This window comes from Nonomuraea zeae, from assembly GCF_005889725.1.
GTDB classification, from domain to species: domain Bacteria; phylum Actinomycetota; class Actinomycetes; order Streptosporangiales; family Streptosporangiaceae; genus Nonomuraea; species Nonomuraea zeae.
This window is the reverse complement of the sequence record NZ_VCKX01000128.1, coordinates 1-15953: the sequence shown is the minus strand read 5'-3', so window position 1 is coordinate 15953 and position 15953 is coordinate 1. Positions and strand designations below refer to the sequence as shown.

Annotated in this window: 13 protein-coding genes and 1 riboswitch; of the genes, 5 read left to right on the top strand and 8 right to left on the bottom strand. The window is 72.2% G+C overall.

The window, feature by feature from the left end; genetic code table 11:
* Window positions 1-636 precede the first annotated feature (636 nt).
* A complete protein-coding gene (locus ETD85_RS33660) occupies window positions 637-1170 on the top strand; it encodes a hypothetical protein (protein WP_138693851.1) in 534 nt (177 codons plus the stop codon).
* A 53-nt stretch (window positions 1171-1223) separates the two neighbouring features.
* On the opposite strand, the gene ETD85_RS33655 is transcribed toward ETD85_RS33660, so the two are convergent.
* Together ETD85_RS33655 and ETD85_RS33650 are read right to left on the bottom strand one after the other, a co-directional pair.
* Window positions 1224-1850, bottom strand: a complete 627-nt coding sequence (locus tag ETD85_RS33655; RefSeq protein ID WP_240779607.1) for a GNAT family N-acetyltransferase — start codon at window positions 1848-1850, stop codon at window positions 1224-1226.
* A gap of 506 nt (window positions 1851-2356) precedes the next feature.
* Window positions 2357-3139, bottom strand: coding sequence for an AfsR/SARP family transcriptional regulator (locus ETD85_RS33650; protein ID WP_138693849.1), 783 nt, complete (start codon window positions 3137-3139; stop codon window positions 2357-2359).
* 287 nt (window positions 3140-3426) lie between these two features.
* Here ETD85_RS33650 and ETD85_RS33645 point away from each other — a divergent pair, with 287 nt between their 5' ends.
* On the top strand, window positions 3427-4254 hold the full coding sequence (locus ETD85_RS33645) for a maleylpyruvate isomerase family mycothiol-dependent enzyme (protein ID WP_170246970.1): 828 nt from the start codon (window positions 3427-3429) through the stop codon (window positions 4252-4254).
* Here the strand turns inward: ETD85_RS33645 and ETD85_RS33640 are convergent.
* The 3 genes from ETD85_RS33640 to ETD85_RS33630 are packed head-to-tail and all read right to left on the bottom strand — an operon-like array spanning window position 4243 to window position 7594.
* Window positions 4243-5955: an acyl-CoA dehydrogenase family protein gene (locus ETD85_RS33640; RefSeq protein ID WP_138693847.1), complete on the bottom strand. Its 1713-nt coding sequence runs from the start codon at window positions 5953-5955 to the stop codon at window positions 4243-4245. The genes ETD85_RS33645 and ETD85_RS33640 overlap by 12 nt on opposite strands.
* Window positions 5952-6647 (bottom strand): AfsA-related hotdog domain-containing protein, encoded by a 696-nt coding sequence (locus tag ETD85_RS33635; RefSeq protein ID WP_138693846.1) that lies wholly within the window; start codon window positions 6645-6647, stop codon window positions 5952-5954. The genes ETD85_RS33640 and ETD85_RS33635 overlap by 4 nt, the downstream gene beginning before the upstream one ends.
* On the bottom strand, window positions 6644-7594 hold the full coding sequence (locus tag ETD85_RS33630) for a 3-oxoacyl-ACP synthase III family protein (RefSeq protein ID WP_138693845.1): 951 nt from the start codon (window positions 7592-7594) through the stop codon (window positions 6644-6646). Before ETD85_RS33630 ends, ETD85_RS33635 begins: the two co-directional genes overlap by 4 nt.
* Before the next feature lie 170 nt (window positions 7595-7764).
* Here ETD85_RS33630 and ETD85_RS33625 point away from each other — a divergent pair, with 170 nt between their 5' ends.
* Complete coding sequence (locus ETD85_RS33625) at window positions 7765-8100, top strand: hypothetical protein (protein ID WP_138693844.1); 336 nt, start codon at window positions 7765-7767, stop codon at window positions 8098-8100.
* Between the two features lie 38 nt (window positions 8101-8138).
* On the opposite strand, the gene ETD85_RS33620 is transcribed toward ETD85_RS33625, so the two are convergent.
* Complete coding sequence (locus tag ETD85_RS33620; protein ID WP_138693843.1) at window positions 8139-9728, bottom strand: FAD-dependent monooxygenase; 1590 nt, start codon at window positions 9726-9728, stop codon at window positions 8139-8141.
* Between the two features lie 100 nt (window positions 9729-9828).
* On the opposite strand from ETD85_RS33620, the gene ETD85_RS33615 reads away from it, so the two are divergent.
* Window positions 9829-10563, top strand: coding sequence for a TetR/AcrR family transcriptional regulator C-terminal domain-containing protein (locus ETD85_RS33615; RefSeq protein ID WP_138693842.1), 735 nt, complete (start codon window positions 9829-9831; stop codon window positions 10561-10563).
* 73 nt (window positions 10564-10636) lie between these two features.
* Here ETD85_RS33615 and tcuA read toward each other — a convergent pair whose 3' ends face one another.
* On the bottom strand, window positions 10637-12124 hold the full coding sequence (tcuA, locus tag ETD85_RS33610; protein ID WP_138693841.1) for an FAD-dependent tricarballylate dehydrogenase TcuA: 1488 nt from the start codon (window positions 12122-12124) through the stop codon (window positions 10637-10639).
* Between the two features lie 248 nt (window positions 12125-12372).
* Here tcuA and ETD85_RS33605 point away from each other — a divergent pair, with 248 nt between their 5' ends.
* Complete coding sequence (locus ETD85_RS33605) at window positions 12373-14925, top strand: ATP-binding protein (protein WP_138693840.1); 2553 nt, start codon at window positions 12373-12375, stop codon at window positions 14923-14925.
* A gap of 3 nt (window positions 14926-14928) precedes the next feature.
* Here the strand turns inward: ETD85_RS33605 and ETD85_RS33600 are convergent, their stop codons facing one another.
* Window positions 14929-15603 carry a TenA family protein gene (locus ETD85_RS33600; RefSeq protein WP_138693839.1) on the bottom strand — a complete coding sequence of 225 codons (675 nt, stop codon included), beginning with the start codon at window positions 15601-15603 and terminating at the stop codon, window positions 14929-14931.
* Between the two features lie 77 nt (window positions 15604-15680).
* A riboswitch (TPP riboswitch) is annotated at window positions 15681-15776 on the bottom strand.
* Between the last annotated feature and the right edge of the window lie 177 nt (window positions 15777-15953).

The following is a 15953-nucleotide window of genomic DNA, read 5'->3' as shown; positions in this document are numbered from 1 at the left end:
TTCCGTCCCCGTCCGGGCGGTCGCTGCCCAGCCAGGTGGGCGGTGCCGGCGGAGGGGGGCCATCGGCAGGATGGAGGCGTACGCGCCGCCGTCGTCACCCGGTGGGCGGCGTACTGGCTTCCCGTGCCGCGGTGGTGGCCGGGCCGCTGGATGCCGGGCGTCCCGGCAGTGGGCACGACCAGCAGAGCGAGCGTCTCCAGGTGCTCAGGTCGGCGCGTCGCGTACCTTCGCGCGCAGGCAGGGCGGCGCTGGAGGGCATGCGCACCTCGGCCCAGGCGTGCCCGGCCGGGTCGAGGACGGGGAGTCCGGGGGAGGCGGTGCGTCGAGTGAGCTCGGGGATATACCTCGATCGCCCGGAGGGAGCTCCAAGATGAAGCAGGTGCCGCCAGGCTGGAGGTGGGCGAAGGCGTACGGTTGCCCGGAACCGGCCTCATGGAGGACCACTCTGGCGTTGAGCCGGAAATCGTCCGGGCCATAGGGTGTGACGGTGCCCGAGATCGACGCCCAGGAGGTGGCCTGGGCGGCAAGGGCCGGCCCGAAAGCGGCGGCGTAGCGGCCGGCATTCCCGTGGGAGCGGCCGAGAGCTGAACGTCCTGCTTCTTACTCCGACCACCGGCCTACGTGAAATGAGCGCCGATGCTGACAGAGTTCTTGCGCGACCAGTGCTTCACCACGGCGTGGTTCGGGCTGATGGCTTTCGTGTGGTTCGGCTGGGCCCAGGAGGACCCGCCCAAGAGCTGGCGGGTCTGGCTCGGCGCGGGGTCGGTCCTGGGGGCCGGATTAGCGGTGGCTTTCGGGGTGCTGACCGCCACGAACTGGGACCAGCCGAGCGCGCTGGAAGGAAAGTACGCCTGGTTCGGCGTCCTGGTCGCGGCGGAGGCGGTCGCGGCGGGAGCCGGGTGCTTCCTGCTGGCCAGGCGCGGCAAGAACCAGTGGATGGCGTGGTGGGTCGCGGTCGTCGTGGCGGCGCATTTCCTGCCCTTGGCGCTGCTGCTCCACGACATCGGCGTGGCCGTCGTAGGCGTCGTCCAGCTGGTCGCGCTGGGTGTGGTGGCACCGCGCCTGCGCGGCACGACCACATCGAGCAGCCGGGCGGCAGGTCCGATCATGGGCGCGACCCTGCTGCTGAGCGCGGCGATCGGTGCGCTGCTCGCGGCACCCGGACTGTGAGGGTTGCCCCGTCCGCGTGCTGAAGAGGTCACCGCTGACAAAGGCGGCGGGCCCTACAGCATGCCGTCCAGGCCGGTCTCTTCCCGCAGCACCGCGTAGAGAACCTGGTCGTGCCATTTCCCCATGCGCCACTGCGCTCTTCGCAGGGTGCCCTCCTGCTGAAATCCGGCCTTTTCCAGCGCACGCTGCTCGGCCAGGTTGCGCACGTCCGTCGAGGCTTGAATGCGCTCCACGCGGGTGTGGGCGAACAAATACTCGATCAGCTCTTTCTGGGCGGCGGTCCCGATGCCCCTGCCGCGGAACTCGGGAAAGAGAATGATGCCGATGGTCCAGTTCCAGGAGGTCGCCTCCGGCCCCCAGGCGTGTTTGGACCAGGTCACCCATCCGGCGATCGCCCCGGCCGACTCGACGACGAGAGCGCCGTCGTCGGGTCCGAGACAGCCATCCTGCGCCACCCGTTCGCGCATCCTGTGGAAAGTGCGGAACCCGAACCACTGGAGATCGCCCAGGCCCTCGGGCGTGGAGGCTCCGGCTTCGAGGACCGGTATGTCGGCTTCGTGAACGGGCCGGAGCTTCGCATCCATGGAGATCTCCTTCCGGGACGTCGAGCGGGCCCTCGAGGCACTCCTTCGAGATCGCCGGGAGTCGGCGGTCATGGCGATGGTGGAGACCTCGATCACCGTCGGACTGTCGCATTGGAGTCTGGTGGACGATGCGCCCTCAGTCGAGCCCTTTCCCAGTTGTGAGGGGTGCCCTGATTGCCCTGGTCGCAGGGGGTTCTGCGCCGTCCGGGCTGATCAGGTCGCCTGCCCAGGTGTGCTGGATGTACACGGGCGGGCCGTTCGCCCGGATCGGCGATTCGGCCGGGGTGGGTGTGCGGGCCGGCGTCCGGCTCGAGTCTGGGCGTGCCGGGGGCCCGTGCAGGTGATCGGGGCTCGGTGGTGGCCTTTCGACCCGGGAGATGAACTCGCCGGTGTCGGCGCCGGGCCGGCCTTTGTGAGCGGGCCGGTGTGAGTCCGGCCCAAGTCCCACTGGATTACCGGCGTCTCGGTAAGTGGCGCTCACTGGTGAAATGCCGGGCGTACGTTCTCGTTCGCCGATATTGCGCGGCATTTCCCGGCGTCATGGAGAACGCATAACGGCCGCCGCCGCCGGCCTTTTGATTTCGAATGCGTCTACATATTCTCTACAGACGGGACGGAGTGTTCGACGGTGCCGCCAGCAGGGGGTCGTGCCGCAGGATCGCCAGAAAGCGGGCCTCAAGGGCGGGGCTGGGCGATGTCCCGAGCCGGTTGCGCAGTTCGGTGCGGGCCTTCTCGTACGCCTGGATGGCGGCGGCCGGCCGGCCCGCGCGGTAGAGGGCGGTCATGAGCTGGTGGCAGAACCGCTCCTCCAGCGGATACTTGCTGATCAGCTCGTAGAGCTCGGACAGGACGAGCTCGTGCCAGCCGACCTCGAGCGTCAGGTCGATCGTGGCCAGCAGCAGGCCCAGCCGCTCGGCCTCCAGCCGCGTCCTGCACTGCAACGTCAGCGGGCCCCCGTCGTGCCCGGCCAGGGCGCGGCCCCGCCAGAGGCCGAGGCCGGCGCGGCCGGTGCGGATGGCGGCGAACTTGTCGACGTGGCGCTGGGACTCGAATGCGGTGTGGAGCCTGCGGAAGCGCTGGACGTCGAAATCCGCCTCGCCGAGGTGCAGCGTATAACCGGGGTAACGGGACTCAATGTGCGGACCTGCGCCGTCGTCCCAACTCTGCAGGTCCCTGCGTAACCGCATAATGTGCGCGTGCAGTCCGTTCCTGCCCCGGTCGCGGTCGGTGTCCCCCCAGATCTCCTCCGTAAGGTCCTCCATCGCGACATGTTGTCCGGCTTTCAGGAGCAAGCAGGCGAAAAGAGTAGTACGCAAGGCCCGTCGCAGGACATGGTCCTGGCCACCAGCTGTGATGACGAATGGGCCGAGAAGCCGTATCTCCATAGTCTCCAGACTATGTGATGAAAAATCATGGAAACCGGGGGAAATTTCAAGAACAACCTTGATGCAGCGGATGTGACGTTTTCTTAACGAAGGATGACATTTGTCGTTTAATGGGTGGTCTGCGTATTTACTCGGAACGAGTACTCGGCGGCGCGGGGTGGGACGGTGGTGACGGCGGCGGCCAGGTGGACCGGCCCGCCCGCCATACCGACTTGACGCGGTGCGCGATGAGTCTCTATAAGCGGAGACGAGGCGAACGCCTTGTCCAGAGGAGGTGCCTCGCACGAATGACGGGTGTGACTCGGGACGAGGTGTTGCGCGCGGCGGTGGCCAGGCGCAGGCCGGCGCACGCGGTGCCGGGGTTCGCCGCGGCCTACGCTGCCCGGGTGGCGGCCCTTGAGGTGCTGCTGCCAGAGCTGTCCGGCGCCGCGAGAGCCGCGACCGTGATTCACGGCTGGAAGCCGTATCAGGTGGTGGGCCACCTCATGGCCTCCGACCGGCTGCTCGCGGCGGCGCTGGGCGTGCCGCTTCCCGGGGCCGGGCCGTCGAGCGACGACCCGGAGGCGTACACGGACGAGGTGCTCGCGGCGGCGGGAGGCCACGACGAGGTGCTCGCCGAATGGCGGGCCCAGGCGGCGGCGCTCTGCGCGTTCCTCGCCGCCGCGGATCCCGGGCTGGCCGATACCAAGGTGACCGCGGGGGGCCTGAGGCTGCGCGTTCGCGACCATCTCACCAACCGGGCGTTCGAGACGTGGGTCCACACCACCGACATCGCGCTGGCCGCCGGGATCACCATGCCGGATCCCGTGGCGCACCACGTGCACGCGATGACGGACAGGGGCTGCCGTTCGCTGCCGTTCGCGTACCTGGTGGGCGGCGGGACGGGCACGGGCACGGTCGAGATGCGACTCAGCGGGCCAGGCGGCGGGACGTGGCAGGTCCGCCTCGGCGACGACCCCGGGTCGCAGCGCTCGGCGATCGCCATGGACGCCGTCGAGTTCTGCTTCCTGTTCGCCGACCGCCGCGACCCGCGGACCGTCGCGGCGTGGGTGGACGGGCCGCTGGCCAGGGAGCTGCTGGAGGCAGCTCCCCAGCTGGTACGGCTAGGCCGATAGGAACCAGGCGCCCAACCGGCGCTCCGGCAGGCCGAGCCCGTCGAGCAGCGCCTGCGCGTGCGCGGCCACGTCGTCCACCGCCTTGTCGGCCAGGTCCGCCACCGACAGCGCCTCGGCCGGGCTCAGCACCCCGCGTTCGAGCAGCCAGGCCCGGCCCCGGTGCAGGTCGCGCAGGCCGTACAGGCGTTCGGCCGCGGCCAGCGCCTCGTCCTGCCGCTCGGCCACCAGCGCGCGGAACGCCTCGGCGACCATGCGGCGCTGGTGCACCCGGGCCAGCTCCGCGGCCTTGGGCAGGTGCGGGTTCCACGCGTCGAACGGCGACAGCCCGGCGTCGCCGGCCTGCCGTACGGAGGCGGCCAGCTCCGCGTGCAGCGTGGCCTCCTGGACGCGCAGCAGGCCGAGCCGGACGTCGGGGTCGGCGAGGTCGCCCGTGACGGTGTCCGGGACCGCGCACGGCTGGAGGGTCTCGGCCATCGAACGCCCGGCGTCCAGGAGGATCAGCAGGTTGTCGCCGCCCGCGGAGTTGTAGCCCTGCGCCAGGCCCTCATAGGCGATGATCCGGTTGATCGAGAGCACGCCCTGGGCGCCGGTGCGGCGGCGGCATTCGGCGGTGATCTCGGCGCACAGCTCCGTCGCGGCGGCCTTGGCCAGCGCGTGGGTGCGATGCGCGGCCACCCAGGGCGAGAACGTGATCGCCGTCTCGTCCGGCGGCACCTCCCACGGCTTGGCGAGGAACGCCTCGATGGCCTTGTCGACCAGGGCGGTCACCGCGTGGGCCGAGGCCAGCGCGCCGTACAGCGCGTGCTGCTGGGTGCGGTAGTCCAGCACCGGGCGGTCGGGTGACAGCCGGCCCATCGTGCTCCGGGTGGCCGCGTACCGCAGGGCGATCGCGGCGGCGGCCCGGGACGCGCTCGCCAGCCCGACCGCGCCGGCGAGCGAGGCCCACGCCGACAGCGCGAGCGAGCGTACGAGCCTGCGGTCCTTGTTGCCGAGCGGATCCTCGAACCGCCCGTCGGAGGTGATCGAAGCGGTGTCCCTGAGCCAGTGGTCGTACGGCACGCGCACGCCGTCGAAGGACGTGACCGAATAGTCGAGCGCGACTGGCACGCTGCCCTCCAGCGGCTCGACCAGCACGCCGGGACGCAGTCCAGCGGCGTCGCGGAGCGGCACCACGAAGGCGAAGGTGCCGCACGAGCGGCCGTCCACGACCAGGTCGGCGTACACCGTGCCGATCTTGGCGACGCCGGGGAGCGCGATGCTGGCCATCAGCTTGCGCGCGCCCGGCGTGGGGGTGTGCAGGCGGAACGTACGGGTCTCCGGCTCGTAGACCGCCTGCGTTTGCAGCGATATGTGGTTGTTGCCGTGACCGATCTCGGTGATCAGGATGGCGCCGACCGCGTCCAGCCGGTCCAGGGACGCGATCGCGGATTCGAGCGACTCCTCCGGCCGGCCGAGCTCCTTGATGCTGGTCAGCACCACGGCGTAGTGGATGGCGGCGGCGGCGAACAGCGACGGGTCCACGACGGCGGCCCAGTCCAGCACGGCGCTCATCGTCCGGGGATCGTCCAGGAGCGGCCCGGCCCCGCCGACGGCCTCGTTCACCACGGCGAGCTGGGCGTAGGCCCGGCGGGCGTACGCATCGAGATCGCGGGGCGGCGCGCCGGCGAAGGCGGGGTGGTCCAGCAGGGCGTCGAGGTTCACGAGAACTCCTTGGTCTTGAGCGCCTGGGCGTGTTCGATCTCGAAGATGTGGCGCGGGTCGAAGGCGTGCACGTCGAAGGCGCACTCGGCGCAGCCCCGCCCGGCCTGCTCGACCTCGGCTCGCCCGGTGAGCGGGACGCGCTCGTCGCTCTGCGGCCCCGCGGGCTCCAGCCAGGCGCGCAGCCGTACGGGGAAGGGGAAGACGAACCGGTGGAAGTCGAACCGGCAGGCGTGCATGACCGCGTAGCGCCGGGTGCCGTCGGCCGTCGGGGGGATGGTCTCGTCCACCAGCCAGGTGAGGAGCTGGATGGACGCCTCGATGAGGATCATGCCGGGCACGTGCTGGCGTTCGGCCGTGTGGTCGCGGATGAGCTCGCTGTCGTTGGGCACGACGAGGTCGGCCGCGGCGACGCCGCCGGTCACCGTGGGCTCCGAGATCAGGACGTTGTCCTGGGCGCGCTTGACCACCCGGTGGCGGAAGACCGTGCGCGGCGGCGGGTCGCCGAACTCCACGCCGTCGCCCGCCACGGCCCGCAGGCCGTCCCAGGCCGTGGCGTCGACGCCCAGACCGGCGCGAACATGCAGCGCCTGCGGCGTGCCGGAGGTGAGCCGGTCGTAGAGCTCGCCGACGGTCATCACGCCGGGGAGCTGGGCCGCGGCCCCGAAGCACTCGCCGACCACCCAGACGTTCATCGGTGTCCTCCCCATCGAAGCTGTGCCGTGCCCCAGGTGACGCCCGCGCCGAACCCCGCGATCAGCACGCGGTCGCCGTCGGCCAGCAGTCCCTGCTCCGCGGCGTCGGCCAGCGCGTAACCGATGCAGGCCGCGCCCAGGTTCCCGGCCCGGTCGCCGACGATGTGCACCTGCTCGGCCCGCACCCCCGCCTCCTCGGCGACCTGCCGGAGCAGGACGGGGTTGGGCTGGTGGCAGATGAGCAGGTCGAACTCGTCCGCTGTCTTCAGCAGCTTGGGGAAGATCTCCTTGATGAAGGACGCGACGGCGCGGCCGTCCATCACGATCGACTGCGGGCCGTCGGGCCACCGGGTGCCGCCGCCCGGCTTGACGATGTGCTTGGCGTGCCTGCCGTCGGACCCCCAGGTGAAGCCGGTGAAGCCGTACCCGGGGCCGACCTGGTCCAGCACGCAGGCGGATGCGCCGTCGCCGAACAGGACGCTGGTGCCGCGGTCGGCGGGGTTGAGTACCCGCGAGTACACCTCGGCGCCGATGACCAGGGCGGCGCCGTCGCCGCCGCGCGTGGCCGAGAGCCAGTCGTGCGCGACGCGCATCGCGAAGAGCTGCCCGGTGCAGGCCGCGCCGAGGTCGAAGGCCACCGCCCGGTGCGCGCCGAGCTCCGCCTGCACGCGGCAGGCGGTCGACGGGCCGAAGTCGTCGGGCAGCGACGTCGCCACGACGATCATCCCGAGCCGGTCGGCGGGCAGGCCGGCGGCGGCGAGCGCTCGTTCCGCGGCCCGGAGGCCGAGGTCTGACGTGGCCTCGGTGGCATCGGCGACGTGCCTGGTCCGCACGCCTGTTCGCTGTTCGATCCAGTCCGGGCTGACGCCGCAGTCCGCCGCCACCTCTTCGTTGGTGCGCACGCGGCTCGGGGCGTAGGCGCCCGTGCCGACGATTCCGATATTCATGGGGAGATGATCTGCCGGGCGGCTGACACCGGAGGCGCCAAGCTCGTGACGCCCGATGGAAGCGAGGTGTCACACCCGCCGCCCGGCCGGTAGGGCGGGTGGAACGGCGGTGGAACCGGATGGCACGCCCATGGTGTGTAGGCCCACCGATCGAACCACGGGGAGATCCCATGAGACACCTGACGAAGAAGCTACTGGCCGCGCTGGCCACGGCGACGCTGGCCGCCTCCGGTGTCGCCGCCGCCACCGCGTTGCCCGCCGCCGCCTCCACCGCCGCCTCCACTGGCACCGCCTCCACCGTGCAGGGCGGCGCGCTGTTCAGCGGGACGGGCAAGGGGATCAAGGAGGCCGTCGCGCTCGCCAACGCCGAGGCGGCCGCCAGGAACCTCGCGTTGTTCCACGGGTTCACGGAGTGCGACGTGTTCGAGTCGGTGGTCTCCCAGGATCCCGGCAGCCTGGTGTTCTTCGCGGTGGTCTCGGTCCGCTGCGTGGACGTGAGCCGGTAGGGGACCGGCGGGCGGCGCCGCCCGCCGGTCGCTCCCGATCACGTGGTGGCGGCGGCGTGGCGGGTGGCGAACGACACCTGGGCCAGCGCCGCCGTCAGCTCGTCGGCCGGCCGGAGCGGCAGGTCCGGAGAGCGCCAGGCGACGTAGCCGTCCGGCCGGACGAGGGTCGCGCCGTCCTGGGAGAGCCCGAAGGCGCGGAGGAGCTCCGCCGGCTCGTCCGGCTGGAGCGGGCCGCCGATCCGCTGGTGGTCCACGGCGATGCCGGTCCGCTCGGCGGCCTGCCCGGCCGCGGCGGCCCAGTGGTCGCCGGCGGCGAGCAGGACCCACCCGCGCTGGAACAGGTCCAGCGTGGACAGCCGCGCGCCGTCCCGGGTCAGCCACAGGTGCGGCGCGCGGGTCCCTGGCCGGCCGGCCCACTGCTCGGGCCGCGCGGCGGGCGGCAGCTCGGCACCGGCCGCGAGCACGGCGTCCGACCTGTAGAGCTGCCCGAACTCCATGGCGTCGTCGTCGATGATCGGGGTGTCCGCCGCGGCGGGCCCCGCGTGCCGGCGATAGTCGGCCCGGGCGAATATCTGCTGGTGGCGCAGCCAGGCGATCGGGCGTCGCTCGGCATCGTACGTGTCGAGCAGGGAGGGCGCCGACTCGCCCGAGAGGACCGAAGCCAGCTTCCAGGCGAGGTTGTGGACGTCGTCGATGCCGGTGTTGGCGCCGTAGCCGCCCCGGGACGGGGGCAGGGTGTGCGCCGCGTCCCCCGCGAGGAAGACCCGGCCGTCGGCGAAGCGGTCGGCGATCAGGGCGCTGAGCTCCCACCGGCCGGTGGTGACGAGCTCGATCTCCAGGTCGGTCCGGCCGATCGCCTGGAGCACCTGGGTCTCCAGCGTGCCGAGGTCGCGGTCCTCGTCGTCGGCGAACATCAGCACCCAGCGGCCGTCGCCGTACGTGGTGAGGAACGCCTGGAGCCCCGGCTGGTCGATCTCGAACTGCCTGACCCCCGCCTGGAGGTACTCCTCCAGCGGGGCCTTGAACAACACGCTGCGCGAGGTGCTGAGCAGCCCGCGGCCGTCACGGCCGATGCCGAGCGCCTCGCGTACGGGGCTGCGGTTGCCGTCGGCCGCGATCAGGTAGCGGGACCGCACGCTGTGCTCGGCGCCGCCGGCGCTCCGCAGCACCGCCGTCACCCCGTCGCCGTCCTGGTGAAAGGACACCAGCTCGGTGCCGAACCTGACGTCGGCCCCCAGCTCGACGGCCCTGTCGCGAAGAATGGGTTCGAGCCGGTCCTGGGCGAGCGCCGCGCCGGTGCACGGCGAATGCTCGATCCTGCGCTCGGCCCCGGGCTCGTCCGCGCTCGGAGGCGTCCACGAGGACTCCTCGAACCACTCCCCGGCCAGGCTGTGGACGCGGGCCCGGCGCAGCCGGGAGCCGGGCGGCACCTGCGGGACGCGCGAGCCCAGCCCGGTCGCCCGCAGGAGCTCCAGCGTCCTCGGCGTGAAGCCGACCGCGCGGGGATGCGGCGAACTCGCGGCATGGCGCTCGACCACCATGGCCGGTACGCCGCGCCAGGACAGGAACAGCGCCGCCGACAGGCCCGCCAGCCCACCTCCGACGATCAGCACCGATGGAGATTCCATGTGCGTGCCCTTCTCTCGATACACTGTATTTCTCAATACACTGTATCGCGGCATGCGATGTATCGTTGATGGAATTCGCAGGCGGACGGCAAGGGGCACGATGGCGGCACGATCGGAGCCCGGCGGCGACGCCCGGCTCGTATGGGAGCGGCCCGAGCCGCCGGCGCGGCCGGCGCTCAGCCCGCTGAGCAGGGAGCGCATCGTCCGCGCCGCCATCGAGTTGGCCGATGCCGAGGGTTTGGAGTCGGTGTCCGTGCGCAAGGTCGCCGCCGCGCTCGACGCCGGGCCGATGCGCCTGTACGGCTACCTGTCCACCAAGGACGAGCTGCTCGACCTCATGGTCGACGCCGTGTACGGCGAGATCACCCCGCCCGAGCAGGCCGGCGAGGACTGGCGCGCGACCCTGCGCGCGCTCGCGCACCGCACCAGGCAGGCCGCCCACCGGCACGAATGGTTCGCGGACCTGTTCGGCGGCCGGCCGCACATGGGCCCCAACGCGCTGGCCTACCTCGAAGTGGCCCTGGCCGCCCTCTACCGTGCTCCCGGCTTCGACCACATCGACACCGCCATGCAGGCGGCCGGCGCGGTGAACGCCTACGTCATCGGCGCGGTCCGCAGCGAGATCGCCGAGGCGCGCGCCGAACGCGCCACCGGCCTGGACGAGCGGCAGTGGCAGGACACCTCCGCCCCGTACATGAGCCGGATGCTGGCCTCCGGCCGCTATCCGACGCTGGTCGAAGTCGTCCGGCACGCCACGCATCCGGACGCGGACGCCACCTTCGACGCCGGCCTCGGCTATGTCCTCGACGGCATCGCCACCCATCTGACCCGCTGACGGGCGCGCTCGGCCGCCGCAAGCCTCCCGCGACCTTCCCGGCTCAGGCCGGTCAGGCCGGGGGCTCTCAGTCTCAGGCCAGTGAGCCCGCCCGGCGGCCGAAGACCGCGCCGGAGGTGAGCCCGGTGCCGCCCGGGTAGTTGCCGCTGAACAGGCCGCCGAGCATCTCGCCACAGACGAACAGGCCGGGGACAGGCTCGCCGCTCTCGCCGAGGACCTGCCCGTGGGTGCCCGCGCGCAGCCCGCCGAAGGTGAAGGTGATGCCGCAGGTCACCGGGAACGCGTAGTACGGCGGGTGCTCCAGCGGGGTCGCCCAGTTCGACTTCGGCGGGGTCGTGGCGGCCGCGCGGCCGTCGAGCACGGACAGGTCGAGGGGGATCGACCGGTCGATCGAGGCGTTGAACTCCGCGACGGTCCCGCGTAGCGCCGCCGGGTCGACGCCCATCCCCGCGGCCAGCTCGTCGAGCGTGTCCGCCGTCACGACCGACGCGCCGGGCATGTCGTACTCCTCGGTCCGCAGCTCCGGCCGGGTGGTGGCGTCGAAGAGCTGGAAGGCCACGCCGCCCGGCTGGGCGAGGATGCGCGCGCCGTACTTGGCGTAGGTGAGGTTGCGGAAGTCCGCGCCCTCGTCGAGGAAGCGCCGCCCGTCGGCGTTGACCACGATGCCCAGCGGGTAGCCGCCGCGGGTGAGCTGGTTGGTGAGCTCGCGGTTGCTCTCGTTCTCCGCATGCCAGGCGTCCCAGGCGACGCTGTGGCACGAGCCCCAGTCGCCATGCGTCCCCGCGCCCGCGGCGATCGCCGCGACGAGCATGTCGCCGGTGTTGTGCGGCGTGCCGCGGACCTTCGCCCGCTGCCAGCCCTCGCCGAGATGCTCGCGGCGCAGCTCCGCGTCGGCCTCGAACCCGCCGGCCGCGAGCACCACCGAACCGGCGCGGACCGTGCCGTCGCGGCCTTCCGCGTCCTGCCAGGTCACCCCGGCCACGCGGCCTCCGTCGAGCACGAGCTCGCGGGCCCGCACGCCGTAGCGGATCTCCACCCCGGCCTGCCGCGCCGCCCGGGTGTGCTGCTCGATCAGCCCTTTCCCGCCGCCGGTGCTGCCGACGGCCAGCCCGCCCCAGAAGACCTGCCGGTCGTCGCCGTCGGGGTAGGCCTGCCGCTCGTACATCAGGCGGAAGCGCAGCCCCTTGCCGTGCAGCCAGCGGAGGGTCGCGGCGCTCTCGCTGATCAGCACCTCGGTGAGGATCTTGTCGTTCCGGTCATCGGTGACCTTGGCCATGTCCCCAGCGAAGTCCGCCGCCGAGTAGGAGGGGAGCACGGTGACGGGATGCCGCGGGTCGGGGTCGAGGAGGTCCGCGAGGTCGCCGAGGCCGTCGTGCGCGACGCGGAAGGCTCCCGCGGTGTAGAAGCTGTTCCCGCCCGCCTCCGCCGCCGGGCCCTTCTCCAGCAGGAGCACGCGGCGGCCGCGCTCGGCCGCGGCGTGCGCCGCGCTGAACCCGGCGTTGCCGCCGCCTACCACCACCACGTCGAAGGCGTCGTCAATGGCCCGAGCATCCCGTTGCATCCTGTCCTCCATGGTTCGTTCGCGACTGCATGCGAGTGTATACAGTCGTACACCATAGTGGTCCACCAGGGGAATCCGGGGAGCTGCCAGGTCCGTTGTCGATGAGCCGCCGGCCCTGGGCGACAGGTCACCTGGCGGGCATTCGGGAGGAGACAAGGGGCGAATTATTCGAGCGCACTTGCGGGTCGCCGGGGATAGCATGGCAAGGCTCTTCCTGATCCAGGCACACGACCACGGGGGATGTGTTCATGCCATCAGGAGCACGCGACGGCGCGGAGACGGGCCGTCCCACAGAAGAAGCGGATCTGGGCTCGCTGTTACGCGCTTGGCGTGAGCGGGCGCTGCTGACCCAGGAGCAGCTGGCGGAGCGCGCGGGGCTCAACGCCCGTACCGTGCGCCGGTTGGAGACGGGCGAGCTGCGCCGCCCGCGCAGCGCGTCGGTGCGCATGCTGGCCGAGGCGCTGGACCTGGACGACGCGGAGCTGGCGGTCCTGACGCGCGCCGCGAGCGGGAGCCCGCACGGCCCGCGCTGGACGCGCGCCGCGCCGCGGCAGCTGCCGGCCGACGTGGCGGCCTTCGTCGGCAGGACACAGGAGCTGACCCTCGTCGGCGAGGCGGGCGACGGGGACACGGCGATGGTCACCGCCATCGACGGCATGGCGGGGGTCGGCAAGACTGCGCTCGCCGTGCACGCCGCCCACCAGGTGGCCGCCCGCTTTCCCGACGGGGATCTGTTCATGGATCTGCACGGCCACACGCAGGGCGTCTCGGCGGCCGAGCCCGCCGAGACGCTCGCTCGCCTGCTGGAGGTGCTCGGCGTTCCGGGAGAGGCGATTCCCCAGGACGTCAATGACCGGGCCGCCCTGTATCGGACCATGCTGGCCGACAGGAAGATGCTGATCGTGCTGGACAACGCCGCCGACGAGGCCCAGGTGCGGCCGCTGCTGCCGGGCGCGGGGAGCTCCCTGGTCCTGATCACGAGCCGGCGGCGGCTGGTCGGCCTGGACGACGTCCGTACGATCTCGATGGACGTCCTGCCGGTCGCGGAGGCGATCTCGCTCTTCAGCAGGACCGCGGGCGAGGAGCGGGTCGCGGGCACGCCGCGGGAGGCGCTGGCCGAGGTGGCGCGGCGGTGCGGGCTGCTGCCGCTGGCGATCCGCCTGGCCGCGGCCCGGCTCAAAGCCCACCCCACCTGGAGCGTGCAGCACCTGCTGGAACGCCTGGAAGAGCATCAGGTCCTGCTCAGCGAGCTGCACGCGGGCCGGCGCAGCATCGCCGCGGCGCTCGACCTGTCGTATCGGGAGCTCACCGACGCCGAGCGGCGCGCCTACCGGTTGCTGGCGCTGCATCCCGGTACGGACTTCGGCTCCGACGCGGCCGCCGCGCTGCTGGCCGCCGACGTCGCGGGCACGACCACGCTGCTGGACCGGCTGCTGGAGGTTCACCTCCTCCAGGAGCCCAATCCCGGCCGGTGCCGGTTCCACGACCTGATCCGCGCCCACGGCGCCGAACGGGCGCAGGCCGAGGAGCCCGAGGCCGACCGGCGCGCCGCCATGACCCGGCTGCTGGACCACTACAGCCGGGCCGCCTCGACGGCGATGGACGTGCTCTACCCCTACGAAGCCGGCACGCGCCCGCCTCCTCCCGCCGGCGCCGGAGCCAGGCCCGACGCGAACACGGCCACGGCGTGGCTGGACACCGAGCTGGCCAACCTGCTCGCCCTCGCCCAGCACGCCGCCGAGCACGACTTTCCCCGGCACGTCCAGCACCTGTCGGCCACCCTGCACCGCTGCCTGCGCGGACGCGGCCGGTATGCCGAGGCCGAGACGCTCCACGCGCGGGCGCTGTCCGCCGCCCGCGCGACGGCGGATCGTACGGGCGAGATGGAGGCGCTCCTGGAGCTGGGGGAGATCCGTTGCGTGTCCAGCCGGTACGAAGCGGCGATCGAGGACGCCACGAACGCCCTGAAGATCGCCCGCGCCCTCGGCCACGAGGCCGGCGAGCTGCGGGCGCTGCACGGCCTCGGCATGAGCGCCGGCTCCCAGGGCCAGTTCGCCCAGGCTGTCGAGCACTACACGCGGGCGCTGGAGATCGCCCGGTCGATCGGGCACCGCAACGGCGAGCTGGACGCGCTGATCGGTTTCGGCAACGCCCACCGGGCGATGGGGGAGCCCGACCAGGCGGTCGACGCCCTGGTGCGAGCGCTCGGCATCGCCCGAGCCATCGGTCACCGGATCAGTGAGCTGCGCGCGCTCAACGGTCTCGGCCGCATCCATCTCGGCAGGGGCGATCTCCGGTCGGCCACCGATTGCCTGACCCGAGCCCTCGACCTGGCCCGCGGCACCGGGCACCGGCTGGGCGAGCTCAGCGCCCTGACCGCGCTCGGCTTCCTGCATCGCAGCCAGGGGCGGCACGAGCAGGCCCGCGACTGCTACCGGGAGGTCCTGGAGATCGCGCGCGAGGTCGGCAACCGCAACTGGCAGTTCGAGGCCATCCATGGCCTGGGCCGGCTGCAACAGGACGTCAAACGCCCCGACCAGGCGCTCGACAGCCACCGCAGGGCGCTCGACCTGGCAGTGGACCTGGGCCAGCAGGGCGACCAGGCCCGCGCCCACGATGGGCTCGCCTGCGCCTATGCCGCGCTCGGCCGCCATGACCGGGCCCAGCACCACTGGGCCCGCGCCCTGGACATCCTGGCCGATCTCGGCACCGACCGCACCGAAGAGCGCGGCGTCGACGCCGGAAGCATCCGCGCCCGCCTCGCCGCGCTCGTGACGGTGCCGCCCCAGGCGGCGCGCTGACGCTCAGGGGGCCAGCCACTGCGCCGTCGGCCAGCCCTCGCGCCGCCAGGCGCTGTCCCAGAACATCCACTCGTACGCCGCCGCCCGGCAGTACGCCTCGGCCATGGCCGCCCGGGTGTCCGGATCGGCCGCCGCGGCGAGGCGGTCGGCGATGCCCTTGGCCTGCTCGACGGAGGCCGCGAAGCCCGGGTCGGAGTAGGTGGTGATCCACTTGCCGTACGGGTGCCCGGGGGCGTCCGCGGTGCGGCTCAGCAGGGCCGTACCGACGTCCTGGTAGATCCAGAAGCAGGGCAGCACCGCCGCCGCGATCACCGGGTAGGGCGCGGTGAGCGCCGTGGCCTGGAGGAACGACGCGTAGGCCAGGCACGTGGGCGAGGTGGCGACGGCCGCGGCGTCGGCGCCGAGCTCCTCGATGTAGCCGGCGTGCAGCAGGCGCTCGGCGGCGAGCGCGGCGTGCGCGCTCTGGGCGTAGAAGGCCGCGTCGGCCGGGTCGGTGGCGCGGGCCGACGCGGTGGCCAGCGCCTTGGAGAAGGACTCCAGGTACCGGCCGTCCTGGACGATGTAGAAGGCGAACCGGTCGGGTTCGAGGGTGCCGTCGCCGAGGGCGACGTTGAACGGGTGGGTGTGGATGGCGCTCATCAGCTCGGCCGTGCGCAGCCACATGTCATCGCAGAACATCGTGCCTCTTTCAGGGGTCACCGGACGGCGGGGACGTGACGGGCGGGGGCCTGCGACGGACAGGGCTTCGGGTGCGTCGTTCACCGGTGTGACGTCCCTTCGCTAGTGCGAACTAGATCAGGTTCGACGGGTGTGATCTCAGCCCGGACCTCCGGGCACCCCGCGTCAGCGGCCCACTGTAACAGGCGATCAGGCGCGCGGCGCCGCCGGGAGACCTCGCGGGCGCTCGGCTTGACACGCATCGTTCGACTGTACGACTATCTCGTACCAACGGAATATACGAATCATTCGTACAGTCGAACATCTGTCTCCTATACACATCTCCGAGCCCACGAGACCCTAAGACATCT